Here is a 16,814-nt window from a genome sequence, read left to right as displayed (position 1 = left end):
CCGGAAGGGGTCAGCAGCCGCCCGCGACGGCAGGGATCACCGAGACGCTCGCGCCGTCCCCCACGGCCGTCTCCAGGCCCTCCGCGAAGCGCACGTCGTCGTCGTTCACGTAGACGTTGACGAAGCGGCGCAGCTTGCCCGTGTCGTCCAGGATGCGCGCGGCGATGCCGGGGTGGTTCGCCTCGAGGCTCCGGATCACCTCGGCGAGGGTGGCGCCCTCGGCGGTGACCTCGGCGGACCCGCCGGTGTAGGTGCGCAGGATGGTCGGGATGCGGACGGTGGCGCTCATGTTCGGCTCCTTGCGAAAGGCGGGGGGATTCAGGCGGTGGCGAGGCCGGCCGAGCGGAACGCGTCCAGCGTCGGGCGGATGACGGCGGTCATGCCGGCCTCGGAGACGGCGTCCAGGGTCTTCAGGCCGTCGCCGGTGTTGATCGCGACGGTCTCCTTGGCCGGGTCGAGCTGACCGGTCTCGACCAGCTTCTTCAGCACACCCACAGTCACCCCGCCCGCCGTCTCGGCGAAGATGCCCTCGGTGCGGGCCAGCAGCTTGATCGCCTCGACCACCTGGGCGTCGGTGACGTCCTCCACCGCGCCGCCGGTGCGGCGGGCGATGTCGAGCACGTACGGGCCGTCGGCCGGGTTGCCGATCGCCAGCGACTTGGCGATGGTGTCCGGCTTGACCGGGCGGATCACGTCGTGGCCGGCCTTGAAGGCGGCCGAGACCGGGGAGCAGCCCTCGGCCTGGGCGCCGAAGATCCGGTACGGGCGGTCCTCGACCAGCCCGAGCTTGATCAGCTCCTGCAGGCCCTTGTCGATCTTCGTCAGCTGCGAGCCCGAGGCGATCGGGATGACGATCTGCTCCGGCAGCCGCCAGCCGAGCTGCTCGCAGATCTCGTACGCCAGCGTCTTGGAGCCCTCGCCGTAGTACGGGCGCAGGTTGACGTTGACGAAGCCCCAGCCCTCGCCGGCCGGGTCGCCGATCAGCTCGGAGCAGAAGCGGTTCACGTCGTCGTAGTTGCCCTCGATGCCGACCAGCTCGCCGCCGTACACCCCGGCCATCACGACCTTGCCCTGCTCCAGGTCGTGCGGGATGAACACGCAGGACTTGAAACCGGCCCGGGCGGCCGCCGCGCCCACCGCGCCGGCCAGGTTGCCGGTCGAGGAGCAGGAGAGGGTGGTGAAGTTGAAGGCGCGCGCCGCCTCGATGGCGCAGGCGACCACGCGGTCCTTGAAGGAGTGCGTCGGGTTCCCGGAGTCGTCCTTGATGTGCAGCTGGGCGGTGAAACCGAGCTCGCGGCCGAGGTTGTCGGCCTTCACCAGCGGGGTCCAGCCGGGGTTGAGATTGGGCTTCGAGGCGACATCGGCCGGGACGGGCAGCAGCGGGGCGTAGCGCCAGATGCTGGCCGGGCCGGCCTCGATCCGCTTGCGCAGCTCCTCGGCGGGGGCGCTGCCGAAGTCGTAGGCGATCTCCAGCGGCCCGAAGCACTCCAGGCAGGCGAAGCTGGGGCCGAGCGGGAAGCGGGTGCCGCACTCGCGACAGGACAGCGCGGCGGCCGGGCCGAGGTCGACGGCGGCAGGGGCTTCAGGGGTAGCGGTAGCCATGGTGGCGGAGGCCTCTCTCCTCATCTTCCCCGTGGCGCGGGCGCGCCACAGGACGGAATTGGCACCTGTCCCGCCGGGGCCTCGACCGAGAACGGTCAGTAGCCGTGCGAGAAGGTTGCCGGGACGTCGACGGGCCGTTCCCTCAGTCCCTCTGGATGAGCTCTGTGAAGTTGTGGTCATACTCCTGGGCCGACCCCGATGTGCGAAGGCCTGGACCCAGTACGAAGACTGTATCCGAAGGCAGTCCCGTTCCGAGGGAACGTCCGACCTGCGAGATGACACAGCCCAGAACCGGCCGCGGGGCGGAACACCCTTGGGGGCGCGGCGCCTTGTACAACCGATGGATCACCCGACGAGCAGCTAGGAGCGACACAGTGCCAGCAGAGCTGACCCCGGCTCTTCTCCCGGAGGTGGCCTCCTGGCTGCGCCGCCGCTCGTGGACGGCCGCGGACCGGCCCGACGAGATGCTGCTCGCCGCCAAGCGCGCGGCGGGCCCGGCCGGCACGGTCAGTGTGGTGCTGCCCGCGCTGGACGAGGAGCCGACGGTGGGCGAGATCGTCCGGGTGATCCGCACCGAGCTGATGGAGCGCCTCCCGCTGGTGGACGAGCTGGTGGTGGTCGACTCCGGCTCGGTGGACCGCACCGCCGAGCTGGCCGCCGCCGCCGGCGCCCGGGTGGTGCACCGGGACGACGTGCTGCCCCGGCTGCCCGCCGCGCCCGGCAAGGGCGAGGTGCTCTGGCGCTCGCTGCTCGTCACCTCCGGCGAGATCGTCTGCTTCATCGACGCCGACCTGCGCGAGTTCGACCCGGCCTTCGTCTCCGGCATCGTCGGGCCGCTGCTGACCGACCCGGCGCTGCAGCTGGTCAAGGCGATGTACGACCGCCCGCTCGAGACCGACGGCGCGGTCGTCCCGGCCGGTGGCGGCCGGGTCACCGAGCTGGTCGCCCGCCCGCTGCTCAATCTGCACTGGCCCCAGCTGGCCGGCTTCGTCCAGCCGCTCGGCGGTGAGTACGCGGCCCGCCGCTCGCTGCTCGAGCGGCTGCCGTTCCCGACCGGGTACGGCGTGGAGCTCGGCCTGCTGGTGGACGCGCTGGACGAGGTCGGCCTGGACGCGCTGGCCCAGGTGGACGTGGGCGTGCGCCACCACCGCCACCAGGACGGCCAGGCGCTCGGCCGGATGGCCGCCACCATCTACCGCACCGCGCTGGAGCGGCTGGACCGCGCCCACCGGCTGAAGGCCGAGTCGGACTTGGTGCACCCGCTGCTCACCCAGTTCACCCGGGACCCGGTCACCCGGGAGTTCACCGCGCACACCCACCCGGTCAGCGCTCTGGAGCGGCCGCCGATGCGCGAGGTCCCGGAGTACCGGGCCCGCCGGGGCTGAGGCCGGCCGCCGGTGCCGCCGGCCACTGCCGCCGGCCACTGCCGCTGGCTGATTGCCGCTCCCCGGCCGCGCCGAGGGTTTGCTGCCGGGAGGACCCGGCAAGGTTGGCAGTATGAGCGAACGTTCGAACCAGCACGGTGTGGCCCCGGTCCTGGTCGCCTCCAACCGCGGGCCGGTGTCCTTCAGCAGCGGGGACGACGGCGCGCTGACCCTGCGCCGGGGCGGCGGCGGCCTGGTCTCCGGGCTCTCCGCGATCGACGACCCCTCGGCCGTCTGGGTCTGCGCGGCGCTCGGCGACGCGGACCGCCAGGCGGCCCGGCAGAGCCCGGACGGCCGGCTCGACCTGGGCGGCTTCGACACCGCCGGCCAGGCCGTCCGGATGCTCGACATCGACCCGGGCACCTTCACCCGGGCCTACAACGGGGTGGCCAACTCCACCCTGTGGTTCGTCCACCACCTGCTGTACGACACCCCGGTCAGGCCGGTCTTCGACGAGCGCTTCCGCCGTGAGTGGGAGTCCTACCGCGCCTACAACGCCGCCTTCGCCGAGGCACTGGCCGCCGAGGCCGCGCCCGGGGCGGCCGTGCTGGTGCAGGACTACCACCTCTCGCTGGCCCCCGCCCTGCTCCGCGAGCTGCGGCCGGACCTCAGGACCGGCCACTTCTCGCACACCCCCTGGGCTCCGCCCGAGTACTACCGGATGCTGCCGGACGACGTGGCCGCCGAGGTGCTCACCGGCATCCTCGGCGCCGACCGCGCCGCCTTCCTCACCCGCCGCTGGGCGCTCGCCTTCGCCGACTGCTGCGAGGCGGTGCTCGGCGCTGCGGTGGACCGCGCGGCCCTGACTGTCACCTACGGCGGCCGGGTGGTCCGGCTCGGCGTGCACGGGCTCGGCGCCGACGGCGAGTTCCTGCGTGAGCGTTCACAACAGGCGGACGTCGCCGCCCGGCTCGCGGCCCTGCGCGAACAGGTCGGCGAGCGCCGCACCATCGTCCGGGTGGACCGCACCGAGCTGAGCAAGAACATCGTGCGCGGGCTGCTCGCCTACCGGCACCTGCTGCGCTCGCGGCCCGAGTGGCTGGAGCGGGTGGTGCACATCGCCTTCGCCTACCCCTCGCGGCACGACCTGCCCGAGTACCGGGAGTACACGGCCGCCGTGCAGCGGATCGCCCACGAGATCAACGACGAGTTCGGCACCCCGAGCTGGCAGCCGGTCGTGCTGCACGTCAACGACGACTTCCCCCGCTCGCTGGCCGCCTACCGGCTGGCCGACGTCGCCCTGGTCAACCCCATCCGGGACGGGATGAACCTGGTCGCCAAGGAAGTCCCGGTGGTCTCCGACGCGGGCTGCGCCCTCGTCCTCTCCCGCGAGGCCGGCGCCCACGCCGAGCTCGCCGAGGACGCCATCACCGTCAACCCGTACGACGTCATCGCCACCGCCGAGGCCCTGCACCAGGCCCTCACCATGCCCGCCGCCGAACGCACCGAACGCACCAAGCGCCTGGCCGCGGCGGCCACCGCCCTGCCGCCGCAGCAGTGGTTCCTGGACCAGCTGCACGCGCTCGGCTAACCGGCCAACTCCCGGGCCAGTTCGGCCAGCAGGGCCACCACACCCTCCGGGCCCGGCACCACCAGGTCGGCCTGGTCGGCGAGCCGGGTCACCTGGCGTTCGCCGGTGGTGGTCGCGCTGCTGCAGACCAGCAGGCCGGGGCGGCCCTCCTTGCGGCGCTGCTCGACCACCGCGTAGGCGGGGAGGTCGCCGAGGTCGTCGCCCGCGTACAGCACGGCACGGGCGGCGAGTTCGTCCAGGTACTCGGCGAGGGCGGCGCCCTTGTCGACGCCCGGCGGGCGCAACTCCAGGACGTAGCGGCCCGGTTCGACCACCAGGCCGTGGGCGGCGGCCAGTTCGGCGACCGGCCGGCGGAGCAACTCCAGTGCGGCGTCCGGGTCTTCCGTCCGGCGGGTGTGCACGGCCAGGGCCCGGCCCTTGTCCTCCACCCACGTCCCGGCCGGGGCCTGCGCCAGCGCCTCCGGCAGCTCGGCCCGCACGGCGGCCACCCCGGGGGGCGGCGGCGGGGAGGAGAGCTCGCCCGTCGCGGCGTCCCAGCGCTCGGCGCCGTACTGCCCCAGCACCGTCAGCCGCTCCAGGCCGGGCACCCCGGCGAAGCCGCCGTACCGCACCGCCAGCTCCGCCGGCCGCCCGGTGACGATCACCACCCCGGCCAGCCGCGGCGCCAACGCCGCCAGCGCCGGCACCACCCCCGGGTGCGCCCGCGCCCGCTCCGGATCCGCCACGATCGGCGCCAGCGTCCCGTCGAAGTCGAGCCCCACCACCGCCCGCCCCGGATCGGCCAGAATCCCCGCCAGCCCGTCCTGCCCAGCCGTCGTCCTCAGCTCCATACCGACGAACGTACCGTTGCACGACCTGTTCGGGGGCGCGAGGAACTGCGCGAGTCCGGAAGTAGCCGACCTGCGAGCTCCCGCCGGGAGCCACTATCTGGCTGCGCGGTGCTGCTCCCGCAACCGCCGCAGCCGGTTGACCAGGACGGGAGCCTCCGCCAACGCCGCCTCCCGGTCGAGCAGACCGTTCAGCAGTTGGTAGTAGCGCGTCGCCGAGAGGTCAAGCTCCTCCCGCACGGCCCGCTCCTTGGCACCGGCCGCGCGCCACTGCCGCCCCTCGATGGCCAGGATCGCCCGCTCCCGCTCGCTCAGCTCCGTCACTCTGTCATTCTGCCCGGCCGACCCGACACACTCTGCCGTCACCGGCCGTGCCCGGCAGCGGCTAGCGTCGTGACCATGGACAACAGCTTCGCCCTGCACATCCCCGACGCCGAGCTCGAACCCGACCCGCTGGACCCGGGCCAGATCGTCTCCGGCAGCCCGGAGGTCACCGGCAAGGTGATCTGGGAGTCCGAGGACGGTTCCCGCGTGCGCGGGATCTGGCAGATCACCCCCGGTGTGGTGACCGACACCGAGGCGGACGAGATGTTCGTGGTGATCAGCGGCCGGGCCACCATCGAGTTCGAGGGCGGCCCGACCCTGGAGGTCGGCCCGGGGGACGTCGCGGTGCTCCGGGAGGGCGACCGCACCACCTGGACGGTCCACGAGACCCTCCGCAAGGCCTACGCGATCGGCTGAGAGTCCAGCTGGAGATCACCCCCGCGCCCGGGCGGCGGCCTGCGCCGCCGCCTGCTGCAGCGCGGTCAGCACCTGGCCGCCGTCGTCGGTGACCGCCTTGCCGATCTGCTGCTTCACCAGGGTGCTGACGGAGTCCCAGGCCGGGTCGCCCAGCGGGTAGAAGCTCGCGTTCGGCAGGGCGGCGAGGAACTGCTTGAGGTCCTCGTGCCTGCCCGCCGTCATGGCGGCCAGGGTGTCCTGGGTGACGGGCAGCAGGTTGTACTGCTCGTCGAACTTGAGGGTGTTCTCCTCGCGGTAGACCCAGGCGAGGAACTTCTTGATCTCGGCCCGGTGCCCGTTCGCCTTGAAGGCCATCATCCAGTCGGCCACGCCGAGCGTGATCGGCTTCGCCCCGGCGTCCTTGCCGGGGATGGTGCTGGTGCCGTAGTCGATCTTCGCGTTGACGGCCTTCTGGATCAGCGAGGGGTGCCCGTCGAGCATCGCCACCCTCCCCGCCGCGAAGTCGCCGAAGGCGGTCTTGCGGTCCACCGAGCCGGGGTCGGGGTAGGTCAGGCCGGGCCGGACCAGCCGGGTGCGCAGCCAGTCGAAGGTGGCCCGGTTCTGCTGGCTGTCGATGGTGTAGTTGCCCGCGCTGTCGGCCAGGCCGCCCCCGCCGCTCATCGTCCACATGCTTGCCTCGGCCTGGGCCTCCTCGGGGCCCAGCGGCAGCCCGTACGGGATGACGCCCGGCACCTTGCGCTTGATCAGCTGGGCGTCGTGCTCCAGTTCGTCCCAGCTGGCCGGCGGGTGGTCGATCCCGGCCTTGGCGAAGATCGCCTTGTTGTAGAAGAAGGCGCGCGAGGAGGCCACGAACGGGATGCCGTACTGACTGCCCATCACCTGCCCGGCCTTGGCGAAGACGTCGATCAGGTCGGCCTGGGTGTCGATGGTGAGCACGTCCCCGACCGGGTAGAGCCGCCCGGCGGCGACCTGGTCGGCGTAGCCGCCGGTCTGCACGATGTCGGGCGTGCGGCCCTTCTTGATCAGCTCGGCCACCCGCTGGTCGATCTCGGTCCAACCGACCACCTGGACATCGACCTTGATCTTCGGGTTGGCCGCCTCGAAGGCCCGGGCCAGGTCGTTCCAGTAGTGACTCGAGCTGGTCGCCTCGGTGTCACCGTAGTCGGCCGCGACGAACCTCAGTGTGACGTCACCGCCGCCGCCCAGCGAGAGCGCGCTGCCGCAGCCGCTCGCCAGCAGGGCGCAGACGGCCGCAAGGGCAGACCAACGGGATTTCAGGGCAGGGGACTTCGACACGGTGACCGCCTTCGCACGGGGTGGGCGGCGGCCACCTTCTCAGCGGGCCCGAGCAGTGGTCCAGACCTCATCGGCCGTAGTTACCGAAGTGACCGATCACGTTGCGCAGCACGCAACGGCGGTCACACCGCGATCACCCGCACTCCCGCGCCCTCGAAGTCGGCGGTCAGCCCGGCGCCTATCCCCTGGTCCGTGACCAGGGTGCCGATCCGCCCCGCCCCGCAGATCCGGGCGAAGGCCCGGCGGCCGAGCTTGGAGGAGTCGGCCGCCACCACCACCCGCCGGGCCCGCTCGGCGAGCAGCCGGTTGATGCTGGCCTCGCCCTCGTGGTGGGCGGCTGCGCCGTACTCGGCGTCCAGTGCGTCCACGCCCAACACCGTGACGTCCAGGGTGAGTTCGGCGAGCACCAGGGCGGCGAGCGGGCCGATCAGCTCGTAGGACTGCGGCCGGGCCACCCCGCCGGTGAGCACGATCTTCACCTGCGGACGGACCGTCAGCTCGTTGGCGATGTTGACCGCGTTGGTGACGATGGTGAGCGGCCGCCCGGCCTCGACGGTCTCGGGGCGGACGGCCAGCGCGCGGGCCACCTCGGTGGTGGTGGTGCCGCCGTTCAGGCCGACCACCTCGCCGGGGGCGATCAGGGCGGCCACGGCGGCACCGATCCGCTGCTTGGCGTCGGCGTTGCGGGCGGTCTTGTAGCGCAGCGGCAGGTCGTAGCTGACGCTGTGCGCGACGGCCCCGCCGCGGGTGCGGGTGACCATCTGCTGGCGGGCCAGCTGGTCGAGGTCGCGGCGGATGGTCGCGGCGGAGACGTCCAGCGCCCCGGCGGCCTCCTCCACCTCCAACTTCCCGTGCTCGGCGAGCAGCTCAAGGAGTGCGTTCCACCGCTCGTACCTGGACACGCCGCCCCTCTCAGCCGATGTGCGGTCAGCTTTCCATACTCAGACCCTCGGGCGGCCGTCCGAGGGCCGCCGTTCCGTCGCCATCATTGCGCACTCTTGCTCGAAAGCGCTATAAAACAAACATCTTCATGCACATTTTGACGCGCCCACCCGAGGAGCCCTGCATGCCCGGAACGCCCCGAGGCACGTCCCGCACGGCCGAGGAGCTGGCCACCCAGCCCGCGAACTGGCGCACCGCCGCCGCACTCGCCGAAGCAGCCGCCCCCGCCCTGCCGCGGCGCGGCGAGCGGGTCGCGGTGGTCGGCTGCGGTACCTCCTGGTTCATGGCCCAGGCGTACGCGGCCCTGCGCGAGAGCGGCGGCCACGGCGAGACGGACGCCTTCGCCGCCTCCGAGTTCCCGGCGCACCGCCAGTACGACCGGGTCCTGGCGATCACCCGCTCGGGCACCACCACCGAGGTGCTCGACCTGCTCCCGCAGCTCAAGGCGCCCACCACGGCGATCACCGCGACGCTCGACACCCCCGTCCACCGGGCCGCCGGGCAGATCGTCGAACTGGCCTTCGCCGACGAGCGGTCGGTGGTGCAGACCCGGTTCGCCACCACCGCGCTCGCCCTGCTGCGGGCGCACCTCGAGACGGAGGGCGCGCTCGCCCCGGGCGTGCGCCCGGTGCGGCAGGCGGCCGAGGACGCGGCGGCCGCGCTGGCCGAGGAGCTGCCCGCGCACTGGGCCGCCGCCGAGCAGGTGAGCTTCCTCGGCCGGGGCTGGAGCAACGGCCTGGCACTGGAGGCCGGGCTCAAGATGCGCGAGGCGGCCGGCGCCTGGACGGAGGCCTACCCGGCGATGGAGTACCGGCACGGCCCGGTGGCCATCGCGGCCCCCGGCCGCCTGGTCTGGGCCTTCGGCGGGCTGCCCGAGGGCCTGGCCGAGCAGGTCGCGGCCACCGGCGCCGAGCTGGTCGCCGACGGTCTCGACCCGCTGGCCGACCTGGTCCGGGTCCACCGGCTGGCCGTCGCCACCGCCGAGGCCCGGGGGCTGAACCCCGACGAGCCGCGCGCCCTCACCAGGTCCGTGGTGCTGCACTAGGAGTCCGGACTCCCCCGCCGGGTATCAGGAAAGAAACTTGCCTGAGCCACCGCATTCCACCCACCCCGCCGCCAATGGCGACAAAGCTCACCCCGCTGGACCAGACCAATCGTGCAACTGGACTAGACCTCTCCGACCTGGTCAAGGGAAACTGTCCCCCGTGAAGCACGTCATCGCACTCGATGTAGGCGGCACCGGCATGAAGGCCGCGCTGCTCGCCCAGGACGGCTCCGTGCTGTTCGAAGCACGCCGACCGACCGGGCGGGAGCACGGCACCGACGCCGTCGTCACCGCCATCCTCGACTTCGCCGCCGACCTCGCCGTGGAGGGGCGCGCCCGCTTCGGCGTCGCGCCGCTCGCGGCCGGGGTCGCGGTGCCGGGGACGATCGACGAGAAGAACGGCATCGCGGTGTTCTCCGCCAACCTCGGCTGGCGGGACCTGCCGATCCGCAAACTCCTCGGCGAGCGGCTGGCCTCCCCGGGCGAGCCGCTGATCCCGGTCGCCCTCGGCCACGACGTCCGCTCCGGCGGGCTGGCCGAGGGGCGGATCGGGGCCGGCCAGGGCGTCTCCCGCTTCCTCTTCGTCGCGCTCGGCACCGGCATCGCCGGGGCGATCGGCATCGACGGGCGGATCGAGGCGGGCGCCCACGGCTACGGCGGCGAGATCGGCCACGTGGTGGTCCGGCCCGGCGGCCCCGTCTGCGGCTGCGGCGGCCGCGGCTGCCTGGAGACCCTGGCGTCGGCCTCGGCCGTCTCCCGGGCCTGGGCCGCGCGCTCCGGCGACCCGACCGCCGACGCCGCCGCGTGCGCGGAGGCCGTGGACGCCGGGGACGAGCGGGCGGTCGAGGTCTGGACGGGGGCCGTGGACGCCCTCGCCGACGGGATCGTGCTGGCCCAGAGCCTGCTCGACCCCTCCGTGGTGATCGTCGGCGGCGGCCTGGCCGAGGCGGGCGAGACGCTCTTCACCCCCCTGCGCGCGGCGGTCGCCGAGCGGCTGACCTTCCAGATGCCCCCGAAGGTCGTACCGGCGATGCTCAAAGACACCGCCGCATCCCTGGGCGCGGGTTTGCTCGCCTGGGACCTGCTCTCCATGGAGGTGACCGCGTGACAACCGCGGACCGTACTGCACTGGCCGGAGCCCGCCTGGTCCTGCCCGGCGGCGTGATCGAGAACGGCCGGCTGGCCGTCGAGGGCGCGACCATCGCGGGGCTCGGGGGTGACCGGGAGCCGGGGGACGTCGACCTGACCGGCCACACCGTCGTCCCCGGCTTCGTCGACCTGCACGTGCACGGCGGTGGCGGCGGCTCCTACTCGGCGGCGATCGCCGAGGAGGCCCTGCTGGTCGCCCGGACCCACCTCGAACACGGCACCACCACCACGATGGCCTCGACCGTCACCGGCGAGATCGAGGACCTCTGCCGGCAGGCGGCCGTCCTCTCCGAGCTGGTCGAGGACGGGGTGCTGGCGGGCATCCACTTCGAGGGGCCGTTCATCTCCCCCGGCCGCTGCGGCGCGCACCGCCCCGACCTGCTGCGCGACCCGGACCCGGCGCTGGTGCGCAAGCTGGTGGAGGCCGCGCGCGGCGCCGCGAAGATGTTCACCCTCGCGCCCGAGCTGCCCGGCGGCCTGGATTCGGTGCGGATGCTGGCCGACCAGGGCATCATCGCCGCCGTCGGCCACACCGACTCCGACTACGGCAAGACGCTGGAGGCGATCGGGGCCGGGGCCACCGTCGCCACCCACCTGTTCAACGCGATGCCCGGCATCCAGCACCGCGCCCCCGGCCCGATCGTCGCCCTGCTCGAGGACGAGCGGGTCACCGTCGAGCTGATCAACGACGGCATCCACCTGCACCCCTCGGTGCTCGACCTGGCCTACGGCACCGCGGGCGCCGAGCGGGTCGCACTGATCACCGACGCGATGGGCGCGGCCGGCATGGGCGACGGGCTCTACCCGCTCGGCCCGCTCCAGGTCCGGGTCGAGAACGGCGTGGCCCGCCTGGTCGAGGGCGGCTCCATCGCCGGCTCCACCCTGACCCTGGACGTCGCCTTCAAGCGCTCGGTCACCGTCAACGGCCTGAGCCTCAACCAGGCCGCGCAGTCGCTGTCCACCGTCCCGGCCCGGCTGCTCGGCCTCGCCGACTCCACCGGCTCGCTGGAGACCGGCAAGAACGCCGACCTGGTCGTGCTCGACTCCGACAGCTACGACCTGGTCGCGGTCATGCGCCACGGCCGCTGGATCGTCGGCGCGGACCGGTTCAAGAAGGTCGCGCACGCCGCCTGAGCCCGGAAACCCACGAGGGGTGAGCAGCGGACTGCGTCCCGCTGCTCACCCCTCGTCGTGCGGCGGCCCGCTCAGTGCGGGTAACTGCTCGAGGTGAACGGCGTGAGCGCGACCTGGTCCAGCGGGACGGTGCCGCCGCCGGCCGGCATGGTCACCGTGAGGGTGTTCGTCCCAGCGTCCAGGTCGGGCCATATGTTGGTGGACACCCAGGCCTGGGTCGGGTCGCTGGACTTGGACCAGTTCTTCAGCGTCACCCCGCCGTCGCGGTCCTTGCCGTTGACCGAGACGTTGGCCACGATGTCGGCCCCGGGGTTGTTGTAGTGCAGCCAGAACTTGTACTTCCCGGCCGTGGCCACGTTGACCGTCCAGGTCACCGTGCTGCCCGGTGCCAGGACCAGGTAGCTGCCGTCGGCCGAGATCGCGCCCTTGATCGTGTTGGCGCTGCTGGCGTTCTGCGCCTGCAGCTTGGTCGCGTCGACGATCGGCTCGCCGGAGGCCGTCGGAGGGGCCGTGGGCGTGCCGGTGGCCGAGCTGGGGGCCGGCTTGGCCGGGGCGGTGGTGTGAGTGCCCTTGGCCGTGCCGCTCTTGTCGTCGTCCTTGCCGCTGAGCGCGATGCCGGCGCCGACGGCGATCGCGGCGACCACGGCCACCGCGCCGATCACGGCGGCCTTGCCCCGGCCGCCGGGCCGCTCCTCGCCCGGCTGCGGGCGGGAGTGCTCGGCGTAGCGGTTCTGCTGCGGCGGCACGACGGGCTGGCCGTAGGACGGCTGCTGACCGTACGGCGGCTGCTGACCGTACGGCGGCTGCTGCTGGCCGTAGGGGGCCTGCGGCGGGGCGTACGGCGCCTGCTGGCCGTAGTGCGCGCGGCCGACCTCCATCGGGCGGTTGATCGCCCCGCGGGGCTGCTCCTGCGCCGCCTCGCCCGCCTGCGGACGGTAGAGGTACGCGAACGGGTCGTCGTCCGCCGCGTCCTCGGGCGCTCCGTTCGTACCGGGCGTGGTCACGGTGGTTCAACTCCCCAGCGCAGGGCGCCGCACAGCGGACGGTGCGGGCGAAAGACGGACATCTCGTACCGGGGGAACCCTACCTTCCGCACCTGACGGCAGGGAAAGCGCGGCCCCGGCCCGAGGGGCCGCTAGCCCGCCCGGCGGTGCGACCGCTCGCCGCGCGCGCCCCTGGCGGCGCCGCCGCGGGCCCGCTTCTCGTCGTACATCCGCTCGTCGGCCGCGTGCAGCACCTCCTCGATGGACATGCCGCAGCCGGCCCAGCCGATGCCCAGCGAGACGCCGACCCGGGTGGTGCGGTTGTCGATCCGCATCGGCGGGATGATCGCGTTCCGCAGCCGCCCGGCGAGGTCCTTGGCCTCCTCCCGGCCGATGCCGTCGGCGAGCACCACGAACTCGTCCCCGCCCAGGCGGGCCACCGTGTCGCCCTCCCGGACGACCTGCTGCAGCCGCCGGGCCACCTCGATCAGCACCGAGTCGCCGGCCTTGTGGCCGAACCGGTCGTTGATCGACTTGAAGCCGTCCAGGTCGCAGAAGAGCACCGCGAGGCCCTTCTCGGACACCCCGGAGCGGAACGGGCCGCCCCAGCCCTCGCCGCCGCCCTCGCCGGGCACCACGGCGTGCACGTGGTCCGGCAGCACGGCCACCCGGCCGGGGCCGTCCTCGCCGTGCTCCGGTCGGCCCCAGCCCGGCTCGGAGCCCTCGGCGGCGCCGTAGCCGTGCGCGACGCCGGTGGGCACCCCGGTTGCCTCGAAGGCGCTGTGCGCGCTGTAGGAGACCCCTTGCGGGGCGCCTGCGCCGTAGGACGCCCCCTGCGGGACGCCTGCGCCGTTGGACGCCCCCTGCGGGACGTACGTGGGCTCGTCCAGCGGCAGCGGCCCGCCGAAGGGCGAGCTCTCGCCGTACGGGAGCGCCTCTCCGTACGGCGGCGGGTGCGCCGCCCCGGCGGCCAGCTGCGGGTGGGCGCACAGGCGGCGGCCCAGCCGGGCCTTGAGCTCGGCGCTGTTGGGCAGGCCGGTGAGCGCGTCGTGGCTGGCCCGGTGGGCCAGCTGGAGCTCGTGCCGCTTGCGCTCCTCGATGTCCTCGACGTGGGTCAGCAGGAAGCTCGGGCCCTCGGCGGCGTCGGCCACCACCGAGTTGCGCAGGCAGACCCACTGGTAGCCGCCGTCCCGGCGGGAGAGCCGCAGCTCGGCCCGGCCCCCCTCGGCGCTGGTGCGCAGCAGCAGCTCGAGGTCCTCGGGGTGCACCAGGTCGGCGAAGCACTGCTGGCGCAGGGTGGCCCGCGGGCGGCCGAGCAGCCGGCAGAGGGCGTCGTTGACCCTGGTCAGCTGGCCGCGCCCGGCGCCGTGCAGCTCGGTGATGGCCATCCCGCTGGGGGCGTACTCGAAGGCCTGCCGGAAGCTCTCCTCGCTGGCCCGCAGCGCCTGCTGCTCCTTCTCCAGCCGGGCCAGCGCGCGCTGCATCTCGGCCCGCAGCCGGGCGTTGCCGATCGCGATCGAGGCCTGCAGCGAGAACATCTCCAGCGCCTCGCGGGTCCACGCCCCGGGGCGCTTGCCGCTGCGCGGGCGGTCCACGCTCAGCACGCCGAGCAGGTCGCCCCCGGCGCTGTACATCGGGGCCAGCAGGCTGTCGGCCGGGTGCCAGTCGTTGGCGTACACCGGCGCCGGGCCGTCCCCGATCCAGGTCGGCATGTCGTTGCCGACCGCCCAGCCCCGGTCGTGCGGCAGGAAGCGCAGCGTGCCCCAGTGGTCGCTGACGCCGAGCAGCCGGTCCCAGGACTCCCTCGACCCGACCTGCCCGAGCAGCACGGAGGGGCCGCCGAAGGCGCTCTCCTCCAGCTCCCAGACCGCCGCCACCACCAGGTCGCCGTCGGCCCGCACCAGGCTGACGGCGGCCGCGTCGAACCCGAGCCCGTGCACCGCGCCCTCGACCACGGCCTGCAACGTGCCCGCCAGGCTGCGGGCAGCGTTGAGGTCCGCCACGACCCGGTGCAAGGTGCGGAGGGTCGCGAGGCGGACATAAGGCTCCGACTCGGCTTCCATGCGGGGGCTCCCCGGCTGCTTCGGATAGTTCTTGATTGGTTATCGTCCGATTGCCAGAAGAACTGAATCACAGGGAGCACAGCGATAGGCACGCTCGGTCAACAATCGGCCACCAGTTGTGACTCAAATCACACCGTGCACATGCTCATCGACTACTCATCCGCGTCAGTTCAGCTGTCAGATACCGGACGGATGCTGATGTATCCGGATATTCACGGTCAATGGGTGGTCGGCGACCATGCAGTGGGACTGAAGGCCGGTGCCGCCCGGCGGACCTCACTACCTCACCCCTGGGGGTGACGTCGCACACGTTCGGCCCAGCGGATCAACCGCCGGACCGACCCGCGCGACTCGGCCGTCGGTCCTACGACCACGGTCCGATGCCACAACCGCGAGGCGGCGACTAGCGTGCGTCAGGTGTACACGTCCCCGAAGCACGCAGAAGCCCCTGTCGCCACGCCCGACGAGTTCCGGGCCGCGCTCTCCCAGCTCGCCGCCGGAGTGGCGCTGGTGACCGTCCACGACCCCGAGGAGGGGCCGGACGGCGGCGACGCGGGGATGACGGCCACCTCGTTCCTGTCGGTGTCGCTGGAGCCGCCGCTGGTGCTGGTCTCCGTCCGCGAGGACTCCCGGATGGACGAGATCCTCTCCCGCACCGACCACTGGGCCGTCTCGCTCCTCGGCGAGGAGCACCGCGCCCTGGCCTCCCGCTTCGCCATGAAGGGCCGCCTGAGCGACCGGCTCCTCTTCGCGGACACCCCCCACACCCGCGGCACGCACAGCGGCGCCCCGCTCATCGACGGCGCCCTGGCCACCGTCGAGTGCCGCACCGAGCAGCGGATCCCCGCCGGCGACCACACCCTGGTCATCGGCCGCGTCCTCCAGGCCCGGATCCCGGCCCCGGCGGGCCAGCCGCTCATGTACTTCCGCGGCGGCTACCGGCACCTGGGCTGAAGCCACCGGGGCCTGCGGAGAACGGCTCCCCGCGCCCCCGGCGGCCGGCCTCGCCGGCCCGGCTCACCACTGCACGCGGCCACGCCCCTGCTTGAGTGCCGCGCGGTGCTTCTTGTTCTCCAACCGCCGCTCGACCATCCCCCGGGTCGGCTTGGTGGCCCGGCGGGCCTTCGGCGGCGGCGCGGTGGCCTCTCCCAGGATCGAGGCCAGCCGAGCGGCGGCCACCTCCCGGTTGCGCCACTGCGACCGGTGCTCGGAGGCCCTGACGACGAGACAGCGCCCGTCCACCAGCCGGCCGGCCAGCCGCTCCAGGGCCCGCTCCTTCCAGACCGGCGGCAGCGCGGCCGAAGCGGCCAGGTCGTACCGCAGCTCGACCTGGGTGTCGGACGTGTTCACGTGCTGTCCGCCGGGCCCGGAGGACCGCGAGAAGCGCCAGACGAGCTCGGCGTCCGGGACGGCCACCGACCCCCGTACGCGAATGGGCTCAGTCATGCCGCCATCATCCCGCGCCCGCCCCGCGCAGTCACCGGGTTAAATGTGCGTGTGATCGAGCTCGGCTACTCCCTCTCCAACCGCTTTCCGGACCCGCCGCAGACGGACTACCGGTCGGCGTCGGTGCGCAGTCTGCGGTACGACCTGTTCTGCGGTGACATCTGGCTGGAGGCGGACGGCGCGGACCTGTCCACAGCCTGGGGATGGGTGCCGGTGCTCGACTTCGCCTGGGCGCTGTGCGACACCGTCGAGGAGCTGGACCGGGATCCGCGGGGCAGCCGGTCGGCGACGGTGCAGACCTTCGACCTGGACTTCACCCAGAACACCCACCTGCTGCGGTTCGCCCGCCGCTTCGGGCTGGTGGAGATCAGCGCGACCTGGCTGCCGGACGAGCCGCCCGCCGTGGTGCGGCACGAGGACCTGCGGCGCGAGGCCCGGGACTTCCTGCAGGACGTGCTCGCCGACCTGTTCGACCTGCACGACGGACTCGCCGACAACCCCAACATCTGGACAGTTCAGGGCAGGTTCCCCAGGATCTGACCCTGAGTCTTCCCTGATCCGGGGCAGAGCGTGGAACCAACCCGGCGGCGCCCAGCGTTTCTCCGGGCACAAGAAGCGACATCACAGACGA

At 73.2% G+C, this 16,814-nt stretch carries 17 protein-coding genes and 1 riboswitch; of the genes, 8 read left to right on the top strand and 9 right to left on the bottom strand.

Annotation, left to right across the window (positions count from 1 at the left end):
* Window positions 1–10: 10 nt before the first annotated feature.
* Window positions 11–289, bottom strand: a complete 279-nt coding sequence (locus ABT095_RS10885) for a ubiquitin-like small modifier protein 1 (protein WP_350529009.1) — start codon at window positions 287–289, stop codon at window positions 11–13.
* 29 nt (window positions 290–318) lie between these two features.
* A complete protein-coding gene (thrC, locus tag ABT095_RS10880) occupies window positions 319–1,602 on the bottom strand; it encodes a threonine synthase (protein WP_502884852.1) in 1,284 nt (427 codons plus the stop codon).
* Window positions 1,603–1,619: 17 nt separating this feature from the next.
* Window positions 1,620–1,764: riboswitch (SAM riboswitch) on the bottom strand.
* A 212-nt stretch (window positions 1,765–1,976) separates the two neighbouring features.
* Here thrC and ABT095_RS10875 point away from each other — a divergent pair.
* Window positions 1,977–2,987 carry a glucosyl-3-phosphoglycerate synthase gene (locus ABT095_RS10875; protein ID WP_350529007.1) on the top strand — a complete coding sequence of 337 codons (1,011 nt, stop codon included), beginning with the start codon at window positions 1,977–1,979 and terminating at the stop codon, window positions 2,985–2,987.
* Window positions 2,988–3,099: 112 nt separating this feature from the next.
* The gene (locus tag ABT095_RS10870; protein WP_350529006.1) at window positions 3,100–4,557 is read left to right on the top strand and encodes an alpha,alpha-trehalose-phosphate synthase (UDP-forming); all 1,458 of its coding nucleotides are present in this window, start codon (window positions 3,100–3,102) and stop codon (window positions 4,555–4,557) included.
* On the opposite strand, the gene otsB is transcribed toward ABT095_RS10870, so the two are convergent.
* Window positions 4,554–5,387, bottom strand: a complete 834-nt coding sequence (gene otsB, locus ABT095_RS10865) for a trehalose-phosphatase (protein ID WP_350529005.1) — start codon at window positions 5,385–5,387, stop codon at window positions 4,554–4,556. The two genes, ABT095_RS10870 and otsB, sit on opposite strands and share 4 nt — an antisense overlap.
* Before the next feature lie 93 nt (window positions 5,388–5,480).
* Window positions 5,481–5,708, bottom strand: coding sequence for a DUF3263 domain-containing protein (locus ABT095_RS10860; protein ID WP_350529004.1), 228 nt, complete (start codon window positions 5,706–5,708; stop codon window positions 5,481–5,483).
* A gap of 75 nt (window positions 5,709–5,783) precedes the next feature.
* On the opposite strand from ABT095_RS10860, the gene ABT095_RS10855 reads away from it, so the two are divergent.
* Window positions 5,784–6,125, top strand: a complete 342-nt coding sequence (locus ABT095_RS10855) for a cupin domain-containing protein (RefSeq protein WP_350529003.1) — start codon at window positions 5,784–5,786, stop codon at window positions 6,123–6,125.
* 15 nt (window positions 6,126–6,140) lie between these two features.
* Here the strand turns inward: ABT095_RS10855 and ABT095_RS10850 are convergent, their stop codons facing one another.
* Window positions 6,141–7,421, bottom strand: coding sequence for an extracellular solute-binding protein (locus ABT095_RS10850; RefSeq protein ID WP_350529002.1), 1,281 nt, complete (start codon window positions 7,419–7,421; stop codon window positions 6,141–6,143).
* A gap of 122 nt (window positions 7,422–7,543) precedes the next feature.
* Window positions 7,544–8,323, bottom strand: a complete 780-nt coding sequence (locus tag ABT095_RS10845) for a DeoR/GlpR family DNA-binding transcription regulator (RefSeq protein WP_350529001.1) — start codon at window positions 8,321–8,323, stop codon at window positions 7,544–7,546.
* A 164-nt stretch (window positions 8,324–8,487) separates the two neighbouring features.
* Between ABT095_RS10845 and ABT095_RS10840 the strand changes: the two genes are divergently transcribed.
* The 3 genes from ABT095_RS10840 to nagA all read left to right on the top strand — a co-directional run bounded on the left by ABT095_RS10840 (window position 8,488) and on the right by nagA (window position 11,691).
* Window positions 8,488–9,408 carry an SIS domain-containing protein gene (locus tag ABT095_RS10840; RefSeq protein ID WP_350529000.1) on the top strand — a complete coding sequence of 307 codons (921 nt, stop codon included), beginning with the start codon at window positions 8,488–8,490 and terminating at the stop codon, window positions 9,406–9,408.
* A gap of 160 nt (window positions 9,409–9,568) precedes the next feature.
* Window positions 9,569–10,516, top strand: coding sequence for an ROK family protein (locus tag ABT095_RS10835; RefSeq protein WP_350528999.1), 948 nt, complete (start codon window positions 9,569–9,571; stop codon window positions 10,514–10,516).
* The gene (gene nagA, locus ABT095_RS10830; RefSeq protein ID WP_350528998.1) at window positions 10,513–11,691 is read left to right on the top strand and encodes an N-acetylglucosamine-6-phosphate deacetylase; all 1,179 of its coding nucleotides are present in this window, start codon (window positions 10,513–10,515) and stop codon (window positions 11,689–11,691) included. Before ABT095_RS10835 ends, nagA begins: the two co-directional genes overlap by 4 nt.
* A 71-nt stretch (window positions 11,692–11,762) precedes the next feature.
* On the opposite strand, the gene ABT095_RS10825 is transcribed toward nagA, so the two are convergent.
* Window positions 11,763–12,695, bottom strand: coding sequence for a carbohydrate-binding protein (locus ABT095_RS10825; protein ID WP_350528997.1), 933 nt, complete (start codon window positions 12,693–12,695; stop codon window positions 11,763–11,765).
* A gap of 131 nt (window positions 12,696–12,826) precedes the next feature.
* Window positions 12,827–14,737: a GGDEF domain-containing protein gene (locus ABT095_RS10820; RefSeq protein ID WP_350528996.1), complete on the bottom strand. Its 1,911-nt coding sequence runs from the start codon at window positions 14,735–14,737 to the stop codon at window positions 12,827–12,829.
* A 417-nt stretch (window positions 14,738–15,154) separates the two neighbouring features.
* Here ABT095_RS10820 and ABT095_RS10815 point away from each other — a divergent pair, with 417 nt between their 5' ends.
* Window positions 15,155–15,691 (top strand): flavin reductase family protein, encoded by a 537-nt coding sequence (locus ABT095_RS10815; RefSeq protein ID WP_350528995.1) that lies wholly within the window; start codon window positions 15,155–15,157, stop codon window positions 15,689–15,691.
* Window positions 15,692–15,754: 63 nt separating this feature from the next.
* Here ABT095_RS10815 and arfB read toward each other — a convergent pair whose 3' ends face one another.
* The gene (gene arfB, locus ABT095_RS10810) at window positions 15,755–16,183 is read right to left on the bottom strand and encodes an alternative ribosome rescue aminoacyl-tRNA hydrolase ArfB (RefSeq protein WP_350528994.1); all 429 of its coding nucleotides are present in this window, start codon (window positions 16,181–16,183) and stop codon (window positions 15,755–15,757) included.
* A 51-nt stretch (window positions 16,184–16,234) separates the two neighbouring features.
* On the opposite strand from arfB, the gene ABT095_RS10805 reads away from it, so the two are divergent.
* Complete coding sequence (locus ABT095_RS10805) at window positions 16,235–16,723, top strand: hypothetical protein (RefSeq protein WP_350528993.1); 489 nt, start codon at window positions 16,235–16,237, stop codon at window positions 16,721–16,723.
* The last annotated feature ends 91 nt before the right edge of the window (window positions 16,724–16,814 follow it).

Source organism: Kitasatospora sp. NPDC002227, from assembly GCF_040296285.1.
Lineage (GTDB): Bacteria > Actinomycetota > Actinomycetes > Streptomycetales > Streptomycetaceae > Kitasatospora.
This window is presented reverse-complemented; position numbering and strand designations above follow the sequence as displayed.

Excerpts from the sequence above, each read along its gene's own strand:
- ABT095_RS10885 (WP_350529009.1), bottom strand. The coding sequence starts at position 289 with ATGAGCGCCACCGTCCGCATCCCGACCATCCTGCGCACCTACACCGGC.
- thrC (WP_502884852.1), bottom strand. The coding sequence starts at position 1,602 with ATGGCTACCGCTACCCCTGAAGCCCCTGCCGCCGTCGACCTCGGCCCG.
- ABT095_RS10870 (WP_350529006.1), top strand. The coding sequence starts at position 3,100 with ATGAGCGAACGTTCGAACCAGCACGGTGTGGCCCCGGTCCTGGTCGCC.
- otsB (WP_350529005.1), bottom strand. The coding sequence starts at position 5,387 with ATGGAGCTGAGGACGACGGCTGGGCAGGACGGGCTGGCGGGGATTCTG.
- ABT095_RS10855 (WP_350529003.1), top strand. The coding sequence starts at position 5,784 with ATGGACAACAGCTTCGCCCTGCACATCCCCGACGCCGAGCTCGAACCC.
- ABT095_RS10840 (WP_350529000.1), top strand. The coding sequence starts at position 8,488 with ATGCCCGGAACGCCCCGAGGCACGTCCCGCACGGCCGAGGAGCTGGCC.
- ABT095_RS10820 (WP_350528996.1), bottom strand. The coding sequence starts at position 14,737 with ATGGAAGCCGAGTCGGAGCCTTATGTCCGCCTCGCGACCCTCCGCACC.
- arfB (WP_350528994.1), bottom strand. The coding sequence starts at position 16,183 with ATGACTGAGCCCATTCGCGTACGGGGGTCGGTGGCCGTCCCGGACGCC.